The 17,063-nt window shown below is 66.7% G+C and carries 9 protein-coding genes, 1 tRNA gene and 1 pseudogene; 1 reads left to right on the forward strand and 10 read right to left on the reverse strand.

Features of this window, described 5'->3' with window-relative positions; genetic code table 11:
* The first annotated feature begins 14 nt into the window (after positions 1-14).
* A complete protein-coding gene (locus AC1RRV_RS11215) occupies positions 15-1,547 on the forward strand; it encodes a right-handed parallel beta-helix repeat-containing protein (RefSeq protein WP_492859703.1) in 1,533 nt (510 codons plus the stop codon).
* On the opposite strand, the gene AC1RRV_RS11220 is transcribed toward AC1RRV_RS11215, so the two are convergent.
* From AC1RRV_RS11220 to AC1RRV_RS11265, 10 genes and pseudogenes are all read right to left on the reverse strand, one after another.
* Positions 1,544-3,121, reverse strand: coding sequence for a carboxylesterase/lipase family protein (locus AC1RRV_RS11220; RefSeq protein WP_492859704.1), 1,578 nt, complete (start codon positions 3,119-3,121; stop codon positions 1,544-1,546). The genes AC1RRV_RS11215 and AC1RRV_RS11220 overlap by 4 nt on opposite strands.
* Before the next feature lie 61 nt (positions 3,122-3,182).
* Positions 3,183-4,193 (reverse strand): LysR substrate-binding domain-containing protein, encoded by a 1,011-nt coding sequence (locus AC1RRV_RS11225; RefSeq protein WP_492859706.1) that lies wholly within the window; start codon positions 4,191-4,193, stop codon positions 3,183-3,185.
* A 47-nt stretch (positions 4,194-4,240) separates the two neighbouring features.
* Positions 4,241-5,185 carry a 5-dehydro-4-deoxyglucarate dehydratase gene (gene kdgD, locus AC1RRV_RS11230; RefSeq protein ID WP_492859707.1) on the reverse strand — a complete coding sequence of 315 codons (945 nt, stop codon included), beginning with the start codon at positions 5,183-5,185 and terminating at the stop codon, positions 4,241-4,243.
* A 405-nt stretch (positions 5,186-5,590) separates the two neighbouring features.
* Complete coding sequence (locus AC1RRV_RS11235; RefSeq protein ID WP_492859708.1) at positions 5,591-8,485, reverse strand: TonB-dependent receptor; 2,895 nt, start codon at positions 8,483-8,485, stop codon at positions 5,591-5,593.
* Between the two features lie 314 nt (positions 8,486-8,799).
* A complete protein-coding gene (locus AC1RRV_RS11240; protein WP_492859709.1) occupies positions 8,800-9,321 on the reverse strand; it encodes a glycine cleavage system transcriptional repressor in 522 nt (173 codons plus the stop codon).
* A gap of 123 nt (positions 9,322-9,444) precedes the next feature.
* Positions 9,445-9,518, reverse strand: a tRNA-Cys gene (locus tag AC1RRV_RS11245).
* 114 nt (positions 9,519-9,632) lie between these two features.
* Positions 9,633-11,892 (reverse strand): annotated as a pseudogene (locus tag AC1RRV_RS11250) (TonB-dependent receptor domain-containing protein).
* Positions 11,893-11,955: 63 nt separating this feature from the next.
* Entirely contained in the window at positions 11,956-12,456 is a 501-nt protein-coding gene (locus tag AC1RRV_RS11255; protein WP_492859710.1) for a DUF6702 family protein, read from the reverse strand.
* Positions 12,457-12,494: 38 nt separating this feature from the next.
* On the reverse strand, positions 12,495-14,915 hold the full coding sequence (locus AC1RRV_RS11260; RefSeq protein WP_492859711.1) for a M1 family metallopeptidase: 2,421 nt from the start codon (positions 14,913-14,915) through the stop codon (positions 12,495-12,497).
* An 89-nt stretch (positions 14,916-15,004) separates the two neighbouring features.
* Positions 15,005-17,002: a TonB-dependent receptor gene (locus AC1RRV_RS11265; RefSeq protein WP_492859712.1), complete on the reverse strand. Its 1,998-nt coding sequence runs from the start codon at positions 17,000-17,002 to the stop codon at positions 15,005-15,007.
* Positions 17,003-17,063: the final 61 nt, after the last annotated feature.

Genomic DNA, 17,063 nt, shown 5'->3' on the forward strand with positions numbered 1-17,063 from the left:
ACGAGGAGAATGGGATGATCGGCTCGGCTTCCCGATGGGCGATGCTGATGGCGCTGGCGGCCGCGCCCGTCCTGGCTCAGACGCCCGATCCCCAAGCGGCCCCCAAGCCGATCGCGGCCGTGGCCGCCGGCGGTCCGGCCAACACCGGCGGCGAGACGACCCTGCTGCTCGTCGATCGTGACGCCGACGACGAGGCGCAAGGCTCGCTGCGCTGGGCCGTGACGACCAGCAACGCCGAACCCGGCCGCTATCGCATCGAGATCGCCGCGCCGCGCATCGTGCTGAAGTCGGCCCTGCCGGCGATCAAAGGACCGGTCTCGATCGAAGGGCGGGCCTTCGCGCGTTCCGGCGGCCACAACGTCATCGATGGTTCAGGCTATCTGCCGCGCGACCTGAAGTCCTGCCCCGGTATGGTTTCGGGCCAGTACGGCACCAATGTCCGCACCGCCAGCAATCCCGGCTTCGCCCTGGTCGACACCAAGGGGGTGACGCTGAAAGGCCTGGAGATCCGCAACTTCTGCATCGGCGTGCTGATCCTGCGGACGTCCAACGTGGTGGTGGCGGACAACCGGATCGTCCGCAACATCGGCGGAGCCGGCGTGATGCTCAGCGGCGATGACGGCAAGGGCGGCTCGACCTCGAACACGACCCTGGACAACAAGGTGCTGCGCAACACCTTCCTGGAGAACGGCGACGGCCTGGAGCTGACGCGTGGCGCGGCCTTCAACCTGATCGCCGACAATGTCTTCGACGGTGGGACCGACAACCTGGAACCTTCGCAGGGTATCGAGATCCTGTGGGGCAACGACAACACCGTCGTGCGCAACCGCTTCGTCCGCTATTCGGATGGCCTGCAGTCGAACTGGGGCGCGCGCAACTACATCGGCGCCAACACCTTCCGCGAGAATGCCTTCGGGATCAGCCTGACGGGCGCCGGGAATATGGTCGAGGGCAACGACATTCAGGGTAACGGCATCGGCATCGCGGTCCGGCCTGAGGCGAAGGTCGCCACCAACCGGATCAGCCAGAATGTGATCGCCGGCAACGGCCTGCCGATCATGCGCTGCTCGGCCGGCGGCTCCTGCGACCCGAAGATGGCGCGAGGCGGTATCGTCATCGGCCCGCCCGGCCTTGAGCACGGCAGCTTTGTCGGCTCACGGGGCATGGGCGTGGTGTTCGACAAGGCCGGTGCGGCGGTGATCTGCCTGAACCAGGACGACCCGGCCAACTGTCATGCGCAGCCGCAGTTCGGGCTGGCGCCACCGAGCCTCTCGGCCGTTCAGCTGGCTGGCGCAAAGCTCTCGGTGAAGGGCGTGCTGCAAGGCCCTCCGGCGAGCCTGGTCACCGTCGAGGTGTTCGGCGGCAAGGCCGGAACCGCGGAGGGCGAACGCTATCTGGGCTCCATCCAGACGGTCACGGATGGGCTGGGCAATGCGGCCTTCGCCGGAGAGGTGGACGGCGCGGCGCCCGGCTCGGCGATCACCGCGACGAGCACCACGGCGGTCGGGGCGAGCTCGGCGTTCTCCAAGCCGGTGGCCCTCCGCTAGGTCCCTTCTTTCAGGAACGGCGCGACCGAGAACAGCTCGCGTTCTTCCTTGCGGGGGTCGTCGACCATGGCCGAGGTCTCGTTGAACAACAGGGTCGGCCGGCGGGGCAGGGTGTATTGCTCCCACGCCGGGATCGCCGCGCCGTTCGGATCGCCCGTCCGCGCGAAGTTCACGAAGGCCGCGCTCATCTGATCGCGGACCTTCCGCGCCGCCGGACCGGTCCCCGTCATCGAGCCCTTGGCGTCCAGCGTCCCGAACACCAGGGCGATGTCGTAGCTGTGGTAGGCGCCCATCTTCGGGTCGGTCTGCGCGCCGAAGTCCAGCTGGTACATCCAGGCCGGCGCGCCGATCTTGGCCCGTTGCTCGGCCTGGATCAGGTGCCCGGGCCACGACCGGCCGGCCGTGGTCGCGGCGAAGAACACGTCGGACGGGCTGTAGTTCGGATAGAGCTGCCGGTAGCGGGCGATGACATATTCCGGCGCCACGTCCAGGACGAGCTCCCCTTCCATCCGACGCGGCAGCTCCTCCCAGGTCAGGGCGAAGTTCTTGGGATCGCCACCGAGGAAGGCCTTGGTCTCGTCGTGGGTGTTGCCGATGATCATCGGGATGTGGGCGCTCTCGCGGGGTGCATCCGGATAGAACGGGTGGCGCGCCAATACGCCGTGGTCGACGACCGACCAGAAGACGATATTGCCCTTGCGCTCCAGCGGGTCGCGCATCTTGAGCGCATCCACCAGCTGGGCGGCGGGCAGGGTCTTGAGCGCCTCGGTCTGGTCCGGCTTGAGGCCAAGTTTCTCCATGAAGGCGCGAGCGCGCACCGTGGCGTGGAACGGGCCCATGGCGGTGACGTGCTGGCCGCTCATGGTCGCGACCTTGTGGTAGAGGCCCGCCGCGCGGGGCATGGCCATCAGGGTCACCAGCTTCCCGCCGCCGCCCGACTGGCCGAACGTCATGACGTTGCCGGGATCTCCGCCGAACGCGGCGATGTTGTCGCGCACCCACTGCAGGGCCAGGATCAGGTCGAGATTGCCGACATTGCCACTGTCCGCCAGTTCGGGGCCGCCGAGGCGCGCCAGATAGGCGTAGCCGAAGCAGTTCAGGCGGTGGTTCACCGTCACCACCACGACGTCGTAGGTCTTGGCCAGCCAGGTTCCGTCGTAGAGCGGGCTCGAGCCTGAACCGTTCGCGTGGGCGCCGCCATGGACGTAGAACATCACCGGCCGCTTGCGCCCATCGGCCAGGTTCGGCGTCCAGACGTTGAGGAACAGGCAGTCCTCGCTGGTGTTCTCGTCGGCCTTGGTTTGGGGACTGGACGCGCCATAGGCGAGGGCGTCGACGACACCTTTCCAGGGCTGGACGGCCTGAGCCGGCTGGAAGCGGCGTGAGGCGGTGTCGGCGCCGTACCGGACACCCTTGAAGACTTTGATCCCATCGACCTCGGCGCCGCGCACGCGGCCGGCGGTGGTGATCGCGACCGGTGCGGCGCGACCGGCGGCGTTGACCCTGGGCCCGACGGCCAGAGGGACGGCGAGCGCGGCGGCTCCAGCCAGCACGGCGCGGCGATCGAGGGTCATGGTGTCTCTCCCAGTCTTGTCGTCGTTGGGCGTTGGCCCGCCGAGGGAGAGACGGTGCGCCTCAGTGCGCGCCCGGCTCCGTCGGCGAGGCCTCGGCCCGGCATAGATCGATGAAGGCCTGCAGGATCGGGCTCTCGTTGTCCTTGCGCCAGGCCATGTAGAGCTCGACCGGCCGGTCGGGCGTGGTCGCCACGGGACGGAATTGCACGTCGTCGAAGTGCAGGCTCATGGCCGCCTCGGGCACGATCGCCGCGCCCAGGCCCGCATGGACCAGGGCCAGCATCGAGTGGATTTGCGTGACGTGCTGGATGTAGTTCGGGGCCACGCCGTTGGCGTCGAACAGCGTCGTCAGCATGTTGTAGAAATAGCCCGCGCCCTCGGGCGAATACATGATCAGCGGCGCGGCGTCGAAGTCGGCCAGGGTCAGGGACGCCTTGGCCAGGCGCGCGTCGCCGGTTGGCAGGGCGGCGACCAGAGGCTCAGACAGCACCCGGGCGGTGGCGAACTCGACCCGCTCCATCGGCGGACGAACCAGACCGATGTCGATGCGACCGGTCAGCAGGGCTTCGACCTGCTCGCGGGTGACCATCTCGCGCAAGGTGAGATCGGCGTTGGGCAGCCGGGCCTTGGACAGGATCACCAGCTGCGGCAGGAAGTTGTAGCCCGAGGCGGCCGTGAATCCGATGGCGATCTGGCCGGCCTCGCCGCTGGCGATGCGGCGGGTGGCCAGGGCGGCGCTCTCGGCCAGGCGCAGGATGCGGCGGGCCTCCAGCAGGAAGGCGCGGCCAGCGGGCGTGAGGCGTACCGAGCGGCTGGTGCGGTCCAGCAGGGTGACGCCGAGAATCCGCTCCAGCAGCTGCACCTGCCGGCTGAGCGGCGGCTGCGTCATGTTCAGACGCTGGGCCGCTCGCCCGAAATGCAGCTCTTCGGCCGTGGCGACGAAGCAGCGCAGCTGGCTCAGTTCGAACATCGGAAACCGCCCGTCGACAACACCTTGAAGGCGCGAAGCTAGACGCTCGTTCGGGCCGATGGCCAACGCCTTCTTGCCGGGCAGGGGTGTGTGGGCGTTCATTGCGCGGCCGGGACGGGTCGATGCGCCGGACGCATCGACCCTTTTCGCTAGGCGTTGGCGGCGCGGCGGGGCTCGTCCAGGTTGGCCCGGGCGATCAGGCCCTGCAGTTCGCCGAACTCCGCGGGGGTCAGTTCGGTCAGGGGCAGGCGCACCGGCCCGGCGTCACGGCCGATGGCCTTCATGCCCGCCTTGACGATCGAGACGGCGTAGCCTTTGCCGCGATTGCGGAGGGTGATGTAGGGCAGGACGAAGTCGCGCAGGCCGGCCATGACGGCTTCACGGTCGCGGGCGCGGACCGATTTGTAGAACGACAGGGCCCATTCCGGCATGAAGTTGAAGATGGCCGACGAATAGGTCGTCACGCCCATTTCCAGATAGGGCAGGGCGAAGGTCTCGGCTGTCGGCAGGCCGCCGATATAGGTCAGGCGGTCCCCCATGCGGGCATAGACCCGCATCATCAGCTCGATATCGCCGACGCCATCCTTGAAGCCCACGAGGTTCGGATTGCGATCGCAGAGCTTCTCGAGCGTGTCCTCGTTGATGATCGCGTTGTCGCGATTGTAGACGATGACGCCCAGCTTGGTGGCCTTGCAGACCGCCTCGATATGGGCGGCGAGGCCCTCCTGCGTGGCGTTGGTCAGGTAAGGCGGCAGCAGCAGCACGCCATCGGCGCCGGCCGCCTCGGCGTCGGCCGCCAGGTCGGTGGCGATGGCCGTGCCGTAGCCGCAGCCGGCAATGACCGGGATCTTGCCGGCCGTCTCGGCGACGGCGGCGCGGACCACCTGGCCGACTTCGGCGGGACGCAGAGAGAAGAACTCGCCGGTGCCGCCGGCGGCGAACAGGCCAGCCAGCTCGCGCTCCAGCATCCAGCCGCAATGCTCGCGGTAGGGCGCTTCCAGGAACTGCTGCTGGTCATCGAAATGGGTGACGGGGAACGACAGCAGGCCGCCGCCGAGCTGGCGGGCCATTTCCGTCGGCGACATGCGGCTCATTGAGTCCTCTCCGAACGGCGGCGCTCGTCTCGGATCAGTCCGGGAGGCCGCTTGTTGATCGTCACGGTAGAGAGGGCAGGCGTCGCGGTCTAAGCCAAAGGCGCTATCGACCGATACAGGATTTGGCTTGATGGCCATTTGGGAGACCAATGGTCTGACCAATCTGCTTGCTTGTGGATAGAATCAGGCGTCAGCGTGGGCATCAGTTGAGTTAGGGGCGTTGCATGTTGGCGTTGAACAAGACCAAGGCTTGGCTGGTTCGTAACTTCGCGGGCAGCCTGTTGTTCGGGTGGGTGGTGATCGCCGTGGTCGGCTGTTCCAACCTGGGTCAGTAGCCGGACAAAAGAACGCCTGGCGCGTTCGCACGCACCAGGCTTGATGATGATCGGGGAAGCGGCGTCCGCCTCAGTAGCGGAAGCGCAGGCCCACGAAGTATTGCGGCCCGCTCTCGCTCACCTCGGTGATCGAGTCCTCGCCGGCCTTGTACATGATGTCCCGGGCGCTGGTGACGTTGAGCGCCTGGAGCTTCAGCTGCAGGTTCTTGGTCAGGTCGTAGTTGGCCGACAGGTTCAAGATGCCCGAGCCGCGAACGCTGCGGTTGGTGCTGCTATTGGGCTTCGAATAGTCCGAACGATAGCGGTACGACGCACGCAGCTGCAGTTTGCGGCCTTCCCAGAAGAGCGAGCCATTGACGTTGTGCTTGGACAGGCCGCGCAGGTTGGCCGGATCCGTATAGGGCGCGACCGTCGACGGGTCGGGGAATTCGAAGTCGGCCTTGGCGTAGTTATAGCCGACCGTCGCGCCCAGGCCGTCCAGCGGCGCGGGCAGCATGGTGAACATGTAGCTGCCAGTGGCCTCGAAACCGTAGAGATGGCGGGTCTCGGTATCGTTGGCCGGGGCGACGGCATTGAACGTCACCAGCTGACCGTTGGCGATGATCGAGGTGGTGAACGGCTGCACCGCGTCGAAGGCCGCGCCCTTGATCCACTTGTAGTAGGTCGCGAACGAGAAGGCGCTTTCCGGCGTCAGGTAGAACTCGAGCGAGGCGTCGAGATTCCAGCTCTCCAGCGGCTTCAGCTTCGGATTGCCGGTGTTGGAGTTGGCGAGGGCGCCTTGGACCGTGGTGGCCGTGGCGTCGACCACTGGCGTGATGCCAACGTTGAACTCCTCGATGCCGACGCGGGCGATGGCGCGCGAGCCGGCCAGGCGCAGGCGGGTCTTGTCGTTGAGGTCGAAGTTCACGTTCAGGCTGGGCAGCCAGTAGTGGTACTTGCCCTCGCCCTCGATGGTCGAGATCGTGCCCGGCACCGTGGTGACGGTCGCCACCGAGCCGCCGACCGACGGCGTCACGAGCACTTCCGAACGGTAGCCGGTCGACTCTACCTTGGTCGTCACATAGCGCAGGCCCATGTTGCCGCTGACCGGCAGGCCGTTCAGCTCCGAGCGGAACTGGCCCATGACATAGAGCGCGCCGATCTTCTCGGTGACGTCGGTGTCCTCGGGTCCGCGGCTGTCGGTAAGCAGCGGGTTGCTGTCGCGGCCGGTATAGGCGCGGAACAGGCAGCTGTTGTCGAACTGGGCCCACGACCGGATGTTGGTCTGCGAGTCCTTCATGAACCGCGTGGTGGCGTAGGGCGTGCGGCAGTTGGCGTTGGCCTGGGCCACGATCTGGGCGGCGGTCAGACCGTCGCGGGCGATCGGGATGGCGACGTCGCTGTTATTGTTGGCGTCCGTCTCGCGCTTGTGCTCCGAGTAGCGGAAGCCGCCGCTCAGCGTGTGGAAGAAGCCCTCGCCCAAGTCGTACTTGCCGTCGAGGCGCACCGCGCCGATGGAGTCCTTGCGGTCGGTGACCAGGCGATAGCGGGCGTAGTTGGTGTTGCTGGCCGGAACGGCGATCGCGAAGTTGGCCGGATCGTTGATGTCGAAGCCGACGAAGGTGACGTTCGGGACTACGTCGTCCGTGCCGTCCAAGGTGTAGACCACGCGGCGGTTGGACCGCATGTTGGTGGCCTTCTGCAACTCCGTGCGGTGCGACCGCGAGTACGAGACGTCGCCGTTCAGGGTCAGCTTGTCGCCGCTCCAGGTCGTGTTGAGGCCGCCGCCGACATACTCTTCCTCGCGCAGGCGATCCTCGAGCTGGATCTCAAGGTTCGAGTTGCCCGTGTACTTGATCAGGGCGCCGTCGCTGTAGTCGTTGTTCTGGCCGCCGATGACCAGCGGCGTGACGCCGCGCGCGGCCTCGGTGATCACGAACTGGTTGCGGTTCTCCAGGCTGGAGCGCTTGGAGTACTGGCCGTCCAGGACGAAATCCAGGCGCTGGGTCGGGCGCCATTGCAGCGCCCCGATGACGCCGTCGCGAATCTCGCTGGTGTTGATCTGGCGGAACGAGCGCGAGGTGGTGCCGAAGTAGATCGGCGTCTCGGTGGTCCCGGCCTGGTTGGCGGCCGATAGGGTGGGACGCACGGCGCAGTTGAAGCTCGTGCCCGCCGCCGTCTGCACAGCCGCCGTGCCGGTGATCACGTTCGGATCCTTGGCCGAGGTGGAGCAGGGGATGAAGGCCGAGTTGGTGCTGTAATAGTCCTCGGGCTGGGACTGGTCCTGGTGCTGCCAGCCGACCGACAGGCCGATGCGGCCGATCTTGGTGTCCCAGCGGTTGGTGGCCGAGACGTTGTAGCGATAGCCGAAACCGTCACGCCCCCGGATGGCGTCGTCCTTCGGCGAGTACATTTCTCGGAACTCGGCCTGGATGCGCGGCTTGGCTTCCAGCGGGCGGATCGAGCGCAGGTTGATGACGCCGGCGATGCCGCCCTCGGCCATGTCGGCCTGCTGGGTCTTGTAGACCAGCACGCCGTTGACCAGCTCGGACGGGAATTGCTGGAAGGCCACCGAACGGTCGGGGCCTGCGGTCGAGACCTCGCGGCCGTTGAAGGTGGAGAAGCTCAGCGTCGGGCCGAGACCCCGCACGGACAGCTCGTTGGCGTTGCCCTTGAAGCGGTCGGCGGTGACGCCGGTGATGCGCTCCAGCGTATCGCCCACCGAGTTGTCGGGCAGGGCGCCGATCTCGTCGTTGACGATGGCGTCGACGACCGTCTCGGTGTTGCGCTTGGTGGCGATCGAGTTGCGCTGGGTCGCGCGCATGCCGGTGACGACCACTTCGTCGACCTGCGCGGCCGGAGCCTCGGCGGGCGGCGGAGCGGCGGTGGTCTGGGCGTGGGCGTGGGCGTGCGGCGCGAGGACGATGGCCAGGGCGGCTGAAGCGAAGAGCGCGGTGCGCTGTGAGCGGACGGTGCGAGCGAGCATGGATACCTCCCCAAAGGTCGCGCCCCTGGAACGGGCGTCTTGGCGAGGGGCAGCAGTGTCAGATCATGACACCGGTGACAATAGTGGTATGACCAGATTTCCGAACTGTCCAACCAGGTTTCGGTCGCAGTAGCGGCTGTGCAACAGGTGGTATGACCGGTTATGCCGCGATTGGCGCGCAAATGTAGGATAAATAGGTTAAATTGGAGGTAAAACTTTACCGGTTTAGTAAGTTGATCCGCCGATTGGGCAGGGGGATTGATTGAATTGGTATGGCCAGTGGCGGCCTGTCGCGCCGAAACTTGGCGCTGGCCTCAACCCGCCGCCGGGGCGAACGAGACATCGACCATGATCTCGGCCGAGATATTTTCCAGCGCCGCCTGAACCGCGTCCGGCTTCAATCCCGTGGGCAGCCGCAGGCTGGCGTCCATATGGAACAGTGGAGCGCCCGAGTGCGGTTCGACGCTGATGCAGGTGTCGAACGCCTCGATATTCGCCTCGATACCTCTCAGGACTCCGGTCACCTGGTGCACGATCCCGGGGCGATCCTGTCCGACCAAGCTGAAGCGAACGATCTCGCCCGTGGCGCCGGGCGCCTCGATCGTCGGAGCGATGCGGACCTCGAGGCCCTGGGCGTCGACCGCGCTCACCGCGGAGCGCAGGGCGTCGACGTTGTCGGTGTCGAGCTCCACCAGCACCGATCCGACATAGAGGCCGCCCAGCCGGCTGAGGTGGCTCTCAAGCCAGTTGCCGCCGGCCGAGAGAACGGCTTGCGCCAGAGCCTGGGTGAGACCTGGCCGGTCGCTGCCAATAACGCTCAAGATCAAGGTGGCCATGGAGGTCTCACTGGGCTGACGGGCGCTAGCGCCCTTTGGCCGATCGGAGCGACGCGCGTCAGCCGTGTCAATCCGCGTTCGCACGGAAGCCGGTTCGCTGGATCGAGGAGGCTGGGAGAAGGTTGGAGGCCCGGCCCGGAATCGAACCGGGGTGCACGGATTTGCAGTCCGCTGCGTCACCACTCCGCCACCGGGCCACCGGGTCGACGACGTTTAAGCGTCGGCGAAGAGGAAGGGTTCGATACAGGACGAGGCCGGCCCCTGCAACGGATTCGTCGCGGGGGCCGGCCGTTTTGTCTGGCTTGCGTGGCCTACATCGGACCGACGCCGCCCGGGCTGGTCTGGAAGTCGAAGGCCGGCTCGCGGGGACGGCGCGGGTTGGGGACGCCCTGGCCGCCGAAGCCGTAGGTGAAGCCGATGAACACCGCCCGCAGGTCGAGGTCCATGGTCCGGCGGTCGCGCAGGGCCGGGGTGTCGATCACCGTCTTGTCGCCGAAGGTCTTCAAGGCGTCCTGCACCGTCACCACGCCCGACAGGCGGTCGTTGAATTTGTGGCGATAGCCCAGGAGCAGCATGCCGGTCGGCTCCTTGTAGCCCTGCGGGGTCAGGCGCTTGCCGGTGGCGAAGCCGCTGACCTGGAGGAAGTCCTTGGGCGTGGCCTGGATGTTCAGGGCCGCGTAGCCCGAGACGGTCCAGGTCGAGCGCTTGTCGGGAAAGCCGAGGTCGGTCGCGCCCAGCTCGTTCCAGGCCGCGTTGCCGCTGATGGTGTAGGAGACCTTGGGCGTCAGCTTGGCGTTGGCGACCAGCTCCAGGCCGCCGGCGCGGCTCTTGGCGAGATTGGCCTTGGTCGTCAGCAGCACGCCGTTGCCGATGTCGCGCACCACGTCGGTGACGCCGTCATGGGCTTCGCGCCAATAGAGCGTGCCCAGGTAATAGTTGAAGCCTTTTCGCATCTGGTAGGCGACTTCGAACGAGTCCGTCACCTGCGGCTTGAGGCGCGGATCGCCTTGCCGATAGCTGTAGGGGTCCTGATAGATCCGGTAGGGATTGAGGTCCTGGGCCGTCGGACGCTGGATGCGACGGCTGTAGCTGGCGTTGACCTGGCGGGTGTCGTCCAGCCGGTACTGCACATGCAGCGACGGATAGAAGCGCAGGTAGTCGTAGCTGTCCTTCAGCTTGGTGGTCACCTGGTTGGTGTCGACCGTGACCTCCTCGATGCGCAGACCCGGCATCACGGTCCAGTCGCCCATCGCGCGGCTGTAGGTGGCGTAGAAGCCGTGAACCGCCTGATCGTACTTGAACTGGTTGGTCAGGGCCGGATCGACGACCAGCGCATTACCGGTCGGACCCCGGGCGCCAAGGTTGTCGTAGTCGTTGTCGTCGACCTGAAGTTCGTAGCCCGCCACCAGCTTGGCCCCGCCGGGCAGGGGGCGCTTGTATTCGGCCTTCAGTCGGGTCTGGACCAGTTCGTCGCCGATGCGGACGTTTTCGACATAGTTCGAGACCGTGGGCAGCTGGTTGAACGCGTCGGACAGGGTCGTCTGGCGGTCGCGGGTGCGCTCGACGCTGGCGCGGAGGGTCAGCTCGTGCTCGTCGCCGGAGAACTTGTGACGCAGGTCGCCCGACAGACCAGCCACCGACTTCTTCATTTCGCCGTCAGCGCGGCGCTGGAAGCGGGCGATCGGCGTCCCGCTCGAATCCCGGCCCTCGTAGGACGAGCCGGCCTTGGAGCCGTAGGACATGTCGTTGTAGCGGGCCTCGGCGCTGACGCGCGTCTGCTTGTCGAGGTCGTAATCGACGCTGGCGCGGGCGTTGTGCGACAGGCCCCGGCTGGCGAAGGCGATCGTCTGGCGGCTATCGGCATAGCGGCCGGTGGCCGTATCCAGCCGCGACCGATCGTCGGTGATCTCGCCCTTGACCTTGTCGCGACGCCAGCCGGCGTCAGCGGAGACGGTCAGGGCCTTGGTGTTATGACTGACGCTGACGCTGCCGTTCTTGCGGCCTTGGTTGCCGACATTGGCGCGCACCGAGGCGACCAGGCCGACGCCGCGCTGCTGCTTGGTGATCAGGTTGATGACCCCGGCCGTGCCCTCTGGACTGAAGGCGGCCGAGGGATTGGTCATGACCTCGACGCGCTCGAACTGGGACGCGGGAATCTGTTGCAGCACCTGTCCGCGGTTCTCGCCCTTGAACATGCCGGACGGCTTGCCGTCGATCATGATCGTGACGTTGGGGTCGCCGCGCAGGCTGACATTGCCCTGGACGTCGACCTGCACCGAAGGGACGCCGCGCAGGACGTCGGCGACCGAGCCGGTGGTGGCCTGCAGGTCCTTGCCCAGGCTGTAGCTGCGGCGGTCGATCGAGGTCTTGAGGTCCTGCGACGAAGGCGCGGTGATCGTCACGCCCTGGACCTGGTTGGATTGCTCCTTTTTGGCCGGAGCGGGCGCGGGCGTCGTCTGGGCGAAGGCGTTGGCGCTGATCGCGGCCAGGCCCGTGGCGGCCAGCATGGCGGCGCGGCGGGTCGGGAAGGTCATGGGGAGGTCTCCTCTGTTGGCGAGGAAACTGCCGGATCGACCCGAAGCCTTGCAGTGCCGGGAGTCAGGCCGCTCGGGTGACGTTTGTCACCTCAAGCCTTCAGGGCTTTAGGAGATCGACGGGGTCGAGATATTGACCCACCACGGCCTCGGCGCCGGTGAAGACCAAGGTGCGGGTCACGCCAAACCGGCGGACGTTCACCTGGTTCACCTCGTCGCTATAGGCGTCCGAGAACATCGCCGCCTTGATCCCGATGGTGGCGGCGACGTCCGCGGGCGCGACCTTGCCGGTATATTCGAAGCGCACTTCGTCCGCGCCCAGCGTCATGTCCTTGAGGGTCAGCTCGACGATCTTGCCGTCAACCGCCACACAGAACTGCTTGAGCATGTAGGCCTTCAGCGCCTCGACCGCCTCGGGATCGTCAAGGCTGGCCTGGGCGTCCGGCGCGATCACGGCCAGGGCGGGTTCGGCGTCGTGCGTCGGAACCCGGTGGCTGACCGTGACCGCGCCGGTCTTGGCATTAATCTCCACGACGCTCAGCGCGCCATGGCCGCGATGCGCGGCCGCCGGGAGCGGGGCGAGCACGAGGCCCGCCGCCATGATCACCCCCAAGAAAACCGGGGCAGCCGCACGCAGGATCACTTCGGACCTTCGTCCTTCTTGGGCTCACCCGCCGGCTGAGTGGCCAGGCTGTCGGGGTCGATCTTCAGATTGGCGTCCTTCATCCGGTTCGAACCGGCCTCCGGCGGCTTGGTGATCTTCAGGGTGGTCGGGGCGATCACGCCGTCGAAGACGTTGTTCGAGCGGTCGGCGTCGGCGGTTTCCCAAAGTGGGTCGAGCTCGGCGCCCTTGACCTGCTTGGCCGAGACATATTGCCAGGTGACCTGCTTGGAGCTCTTGCGCCAGATCTCGGCCGGGATGCGGATCGTCTCGGTCGTGCCGTCGGTGTAGTCCAGCTTCAGGATCACCGGCATCACCAGCCCGCCGATGTTGCGGAAAGTGAAGCGATAGAAGTTGTCCTTCACGTCCTGGGCGGCGGCTTCTTCCGGCGTCAGGTCGTCACGCGCGGTCTTAGCCCGCTTCTTGGCGCCTTCGGTCACGGTGAACTCGTCGGTCTGGTCGTAGAAGTCGCGGGTCTTGGGATCGGTCTCCACCACCGTCTTGCCGGTGTTGCGGGCGACGGTCAGGGAGCCGGGCTCCTTGGCCTTCTCGGCCTTGCGGGCGGCGGACTCGAGGTCCGGATCGCCGCTGTCCAGGCGACCTTGGGTGACCTTGTCCAGCGCGATGTCGACGTGGTCGGTCGAGTAGAACCAGCCGCGCCAGAACCAGTCGAGGTCGATGCCCGACGACTCTTCCATGGTGCGGAAGAAGTCGTATGGGGTCGGGTGCTTGAAGCGCCAGCGGTTCGAATATTCCTTGAACGCGCGGTCGAACAGCTCGCGGCCCATGATGGTCTCGCGCAGGATCACCAGGGCGGTCGCCGGCTTGCCGTAGCCGTTGGCGCCGAACTGCAGCACCGAGTCCGACTGGGTCATCAACGGCACCTGGTCTTGGCTGACCATGTACTCGGCGATGTCCTTGGGCTCGCCGCGACGCGACGGGAACTTGGCGTCCCACTGCTTCTCGGCCTGGAACTGGAGGAAGGTGTTGATGCCCTCGTCCATCCAGGTCCACTGGCGCTCGTCGGAATTGACGATCATCGGGAAGTAGTTGTGGCCCACCTCGTGGATCACCACGCCGATCAGGCCGTACTTGGCGCGGTCGGTATAGGTCAGCTGGCCCGTCTTCTTGTCCTTCACCGGCCGAGGGCCGTTGAAGCTGATCATCGGGTATTCCATACCGCCCTGCGGACCGTTCACCGACTGAGCGATCGGGTAGGGGTAGGGGAAGGTGAAGTCCGAATAGACCTTGATCGTCTGGGCGATGGCCTTGGTCGAATAGGCGTCCCACAGCGGCCGGGCTTCCTTGGGGAAGAACGACATGGCCATGACCAGCGGGTATTTGGCGCCCGGATCCTGCTTCACGCCCATGGCGTCCCAGGCGAACTTGCGCGAGGTGGCCCAGCCGAAGTCGCGGACGTTGGCGGCCTTGAACACCCAGGTCTTCTCGCCGGTCGGCTTGCCAGCCTCGGCGGCGGCGGCTTCCTGCGGGGTCACCACATAGACCGGTTCGCTGGCGGTGCGGGCCTTGGCCAGGCGCTCACGCTGGGCGGCGCTCAGGATCTGGGCGGCGTTCTGGAGTTCACCGGTGGCCGAGACCACGTGATCGTTCGGCACGGTCAGGGCGACGTTGTAGTCGCCGAATTCCAGGGTGAACTCGCCGCCCGACAGGAACGCCTTGTTGTGCCAGCCCTCGTAGTCCGAATAGACGGCCAGGCGCGGGAACCACTGGGCGACCTCGAAGATGCAGTTGCCGTCATCGCCCTTGGCGGTGAAGCACTCGTAGCCGCTGCGTCCGCCGATCAGCTTGGTCTCCACCATCGGGAACGACCATTCGATCGAGAACTTGGTCTCGCCGCCGTTGGCGCGGACCGCCGCTGGCAGGTCGATGCGCAGCATGGTGTCGACGACGGTGAACTTCAGCGACCGGCCTTGGGCGTCCTTGACCGACTTGATGGTCATGCCGCCTTCCCAGTCCTGGAAGCGCTTGGCGCGGCGGACCTGGCCCAGCGTGACGCCGTCGCCCGAGACGGTTTCGGTCATGTGGCTGATGGACGAACGCTTGAAGTCGTTCTGGTCCAGCATCAGCCAGAGATACGGCAGGTCGTCCGGCGAGTTGTTGCGGTAGACCACCGACTCCTTGCCGATGATCGACTTGGTCGGCTCGTCCAGCTTGGCCGAAATGTCGTAGTCGACCTTCTGCTGCCAGTAGCGATAGCCCGGCGCGCCCGAGGCGTTGCGATAGTCGGTGGGCGTGGGCCAGTCCTCGCCTTCCAGCTGGCGGAACTTGTCCTCGAACGGCGCCTTGGTCTGCTTGATGGCGTCGGCGTGAGCAACGGAAGCGGCGAGCGCGGCCGCGATGACGCCGGCCACGGCGTAACGGATGGAACGCTTGGACAAGTTCGAGAGCCCCTCAGAAGGCGGACGGAAACCGCGAGGGGACCTTGGCGAGGCTCCAAGGGAAAATCATCCCATTTTCGCGACCAGGGTCAGAAATTGATCTTCATGCCCGCTCTGACGGCGCGGGGCTCGACGGGATGGAAATGGACGTCCTCGACACCGCCGGCGGGCTCTCCGGGCAGGCGCGAGGCGTAGAAGTAGGCGATGTCGTCTTTCTTACCGTTGGTCAGGTTCAGAACCTCGATCATCAGACTGGCGAGACCGAAGTCCTGGACGAAGAGAGCATTGACCAGGCTTGTGGCGCGCGAGCGCACGGAATTGTCCTCGACCAGGGGCGCTGGCCCCAGGCGGCGCCAGGTCAGGGACAGGGTCGAGGCGTCGGCCAGTTTCCAACTGGCCCCGGCGCTCGTCACCGCGCTTACCGCGTTGGGGATGCGGTCGCCCCCGGGCGGGTCGCCGGTGAAGCGGGCGTGGGTGGCCGCGTAGGAGGCGGTCAGGTTCAGTCGCGCGGTCGGTCGCCAGTCGGCCAGCAGCTCGACGCCGGCGCGCCTGGTCGCGCCACTGGCCTCCGTGAAGCCGGCGTCGCCGACATAGACGAGCTCGGAGTCGACATGCAGCGCCCAGGCCGCCGCCGTCAGGGTCAGGCCGTCATGCTTCCAGCGCAGACCTAGCTCGGCCCCGTCCGACGGCGACAGCAGAGGCGAGCGCTCGGCCGGATCGCCGGTCACCGGATCGACCGTGATCACCGCGCCGCGCGCATCGTTGGAGTGAAAGCCGCGCCCGGCGTCGGCATAGATCTCGAAGGTCTTGGAGATCCGCCAGGCCAGCGCCAGCTTCGGGCTGACCAGTAGGTCGCTGACCTTCCCCGCATTGCGCGGATCACCGGCCTCGACGTCGGCGCCCATGGCGTCGGCGCGCAGGCCGAAGGTGGCGTCCAGTTTGCCGAAACGCTTGGAAGCCTCGCCCCACAGCGCCGTTGACCACTCGGTCAGGGCGTCCTGGCGAACGGTCTGGCGGCGGATGCGGGCGGCGGTGCGGTAGAGGCCGACCTTGCCGATGTCGTCTACCCGCGCCGAGACGCCTGTCCGGGCGCTCCAGCCTTCGCCCAGCGTCCAGCGCTTGGCCAGTGAGCCGCCGTAAATCCAGCGCTGATCGACCTGCTGGAACTGATCGCCATTGATTGGATCGTCGAGGAAGTAGGTGAAGTTCGACCACAGATCGAGCTTGTAGCGCTGGACGTAGACCACGGTGTCCAGGCCACGCAGCAGGTCGCGTCGACGGGCCGACAACATGTAGCGCGAGGTTCTGCCGTCGTCGGTCGCGTCGATCGTGTCGAGCCCTCCGAGCGCGCCGTTTTCGACCGCGCGGCGTGGGATCTGGTCGGTGGCATTCCAGTCGGCGTCGTAGGCGAGGGCGGTGATCGACCAGCCGCGGACAATGGCGCGGCCCAGCATGTTTATCTTTCTCAAGTCCTCTGGCGTCGACCAGGCGCCGCGCGCGGTCGAGAGATCGGCGGCGACCAGGACATTTTCGCTCAAGGCCTTGGAGCCGACCGCGCGGTAGTAGTCGTCCTGGCCAGCCCAGGCCTGGAGGCCGTCGCCGTGCAGGTGGTCGGCGGTCTCGAACGCGACCGCCCCGGCCGTCGCGAAGTCGCCGTTCTCGGCCGAATAGGGACCCTTCTTGAACCCGATGTCGTGGACGAACTCCGGCGTCAGGACATTCAGGTCCAGATAGCCCTGGCCGTGGCCGTGCGAAGGCAGGTTCAGCGGCACGCCGTCTAGCGAGGCGGCCAGGTCCGTGCCGTGATCCAGGTTGAAGCCGCGCAGGAAGTATTGGTTGGCCTTGCCCGCCCCGGAGTGCTGGGTCGCGGCCAGGCCCGGCACCGCCTCGATCAGTTCGCCCGGACGCAGCAGCGGCCGCACGGCGAAGTCGGCATAGGCGATGCGGCCCTCGCTGGCCGAGGTCGCGCGGCCCAGATCATTGGCGCGGCGGCCCCAGACCGAGATCGCCTCGACCTCCTGGGCATAGGCGAGGGCGGGCGCCGAAGCAGCGAGAAGCAGGGCCAGCAGGGGCGCGGAGCGCGTCATGACGCGGCTGTTATGCCGGAGCGACAGCTACGGCAAGGACCTCGGTCGATGGCGTCTCGTC

The organism is Caulobacter sp. GW821-FHT11E10 (genome assembly GCF_058808375.1).

Coding starts and splice junctions, on each gene's coding strand:
- AC1RRV_RS11215 (WP_492859703.1), top strand. CDS start 15: ATGATCGGCTCGGCTTCCCGATGGGCGATGCTGATGGCGCTGGCGGCC.
- AC1RRV_RS11220 (WP_492859704.1), bottom strand. CDS start 3,121: ATGACCCTCGATCGCCGCGCCGTGCTGGCTGGAGCCGCCGCGCTCGCC.
- AC1RRV_RS11225 (WP_492859706.1), bottom strand. CDS start 4,193: ATGAACGCCCACACACCCCTGCCCGGCAAGAAGGCGTTGGCCATCGGC.
- kdgD (WP_492859707.1), bottom strand. CDS start 5,185: ATGAGCCGCATGTCGCCGACGGAAATGGCCCGCCAGCTCGGCGGCGGC.
- AC1RRV_RS11235 (WP_492859708.1), bottom strand. CDS start 8,485: ATGCTCGCTCGCACCGTCCGCTCACAGCGCACCGCGCTCTTCGCTTCA.
- AC1RRV_RS11240 (WP_492859709.1), bottom strand. CDS start 9,321: ATGGCCACCTTGATCTTGAGCGTTATTGGCAGCGACCGGCCAGGTCTC.
- AC1RRV_RS11255 (WP_492859710.1), bottom strand. CDS start 12,456: ATGGCGGCGGGCCTCGTGCTCGCCCCGCTCCCGGCGGCCGCGCATCGC.
- AC1RRV_RS11265 (WP_492859712.1), bottom strand. CDS start 17,002: ATGACGCGCTCCGCGCCCCTGCTGGCCCTGCTTCTCGCTGCTTCGGCG.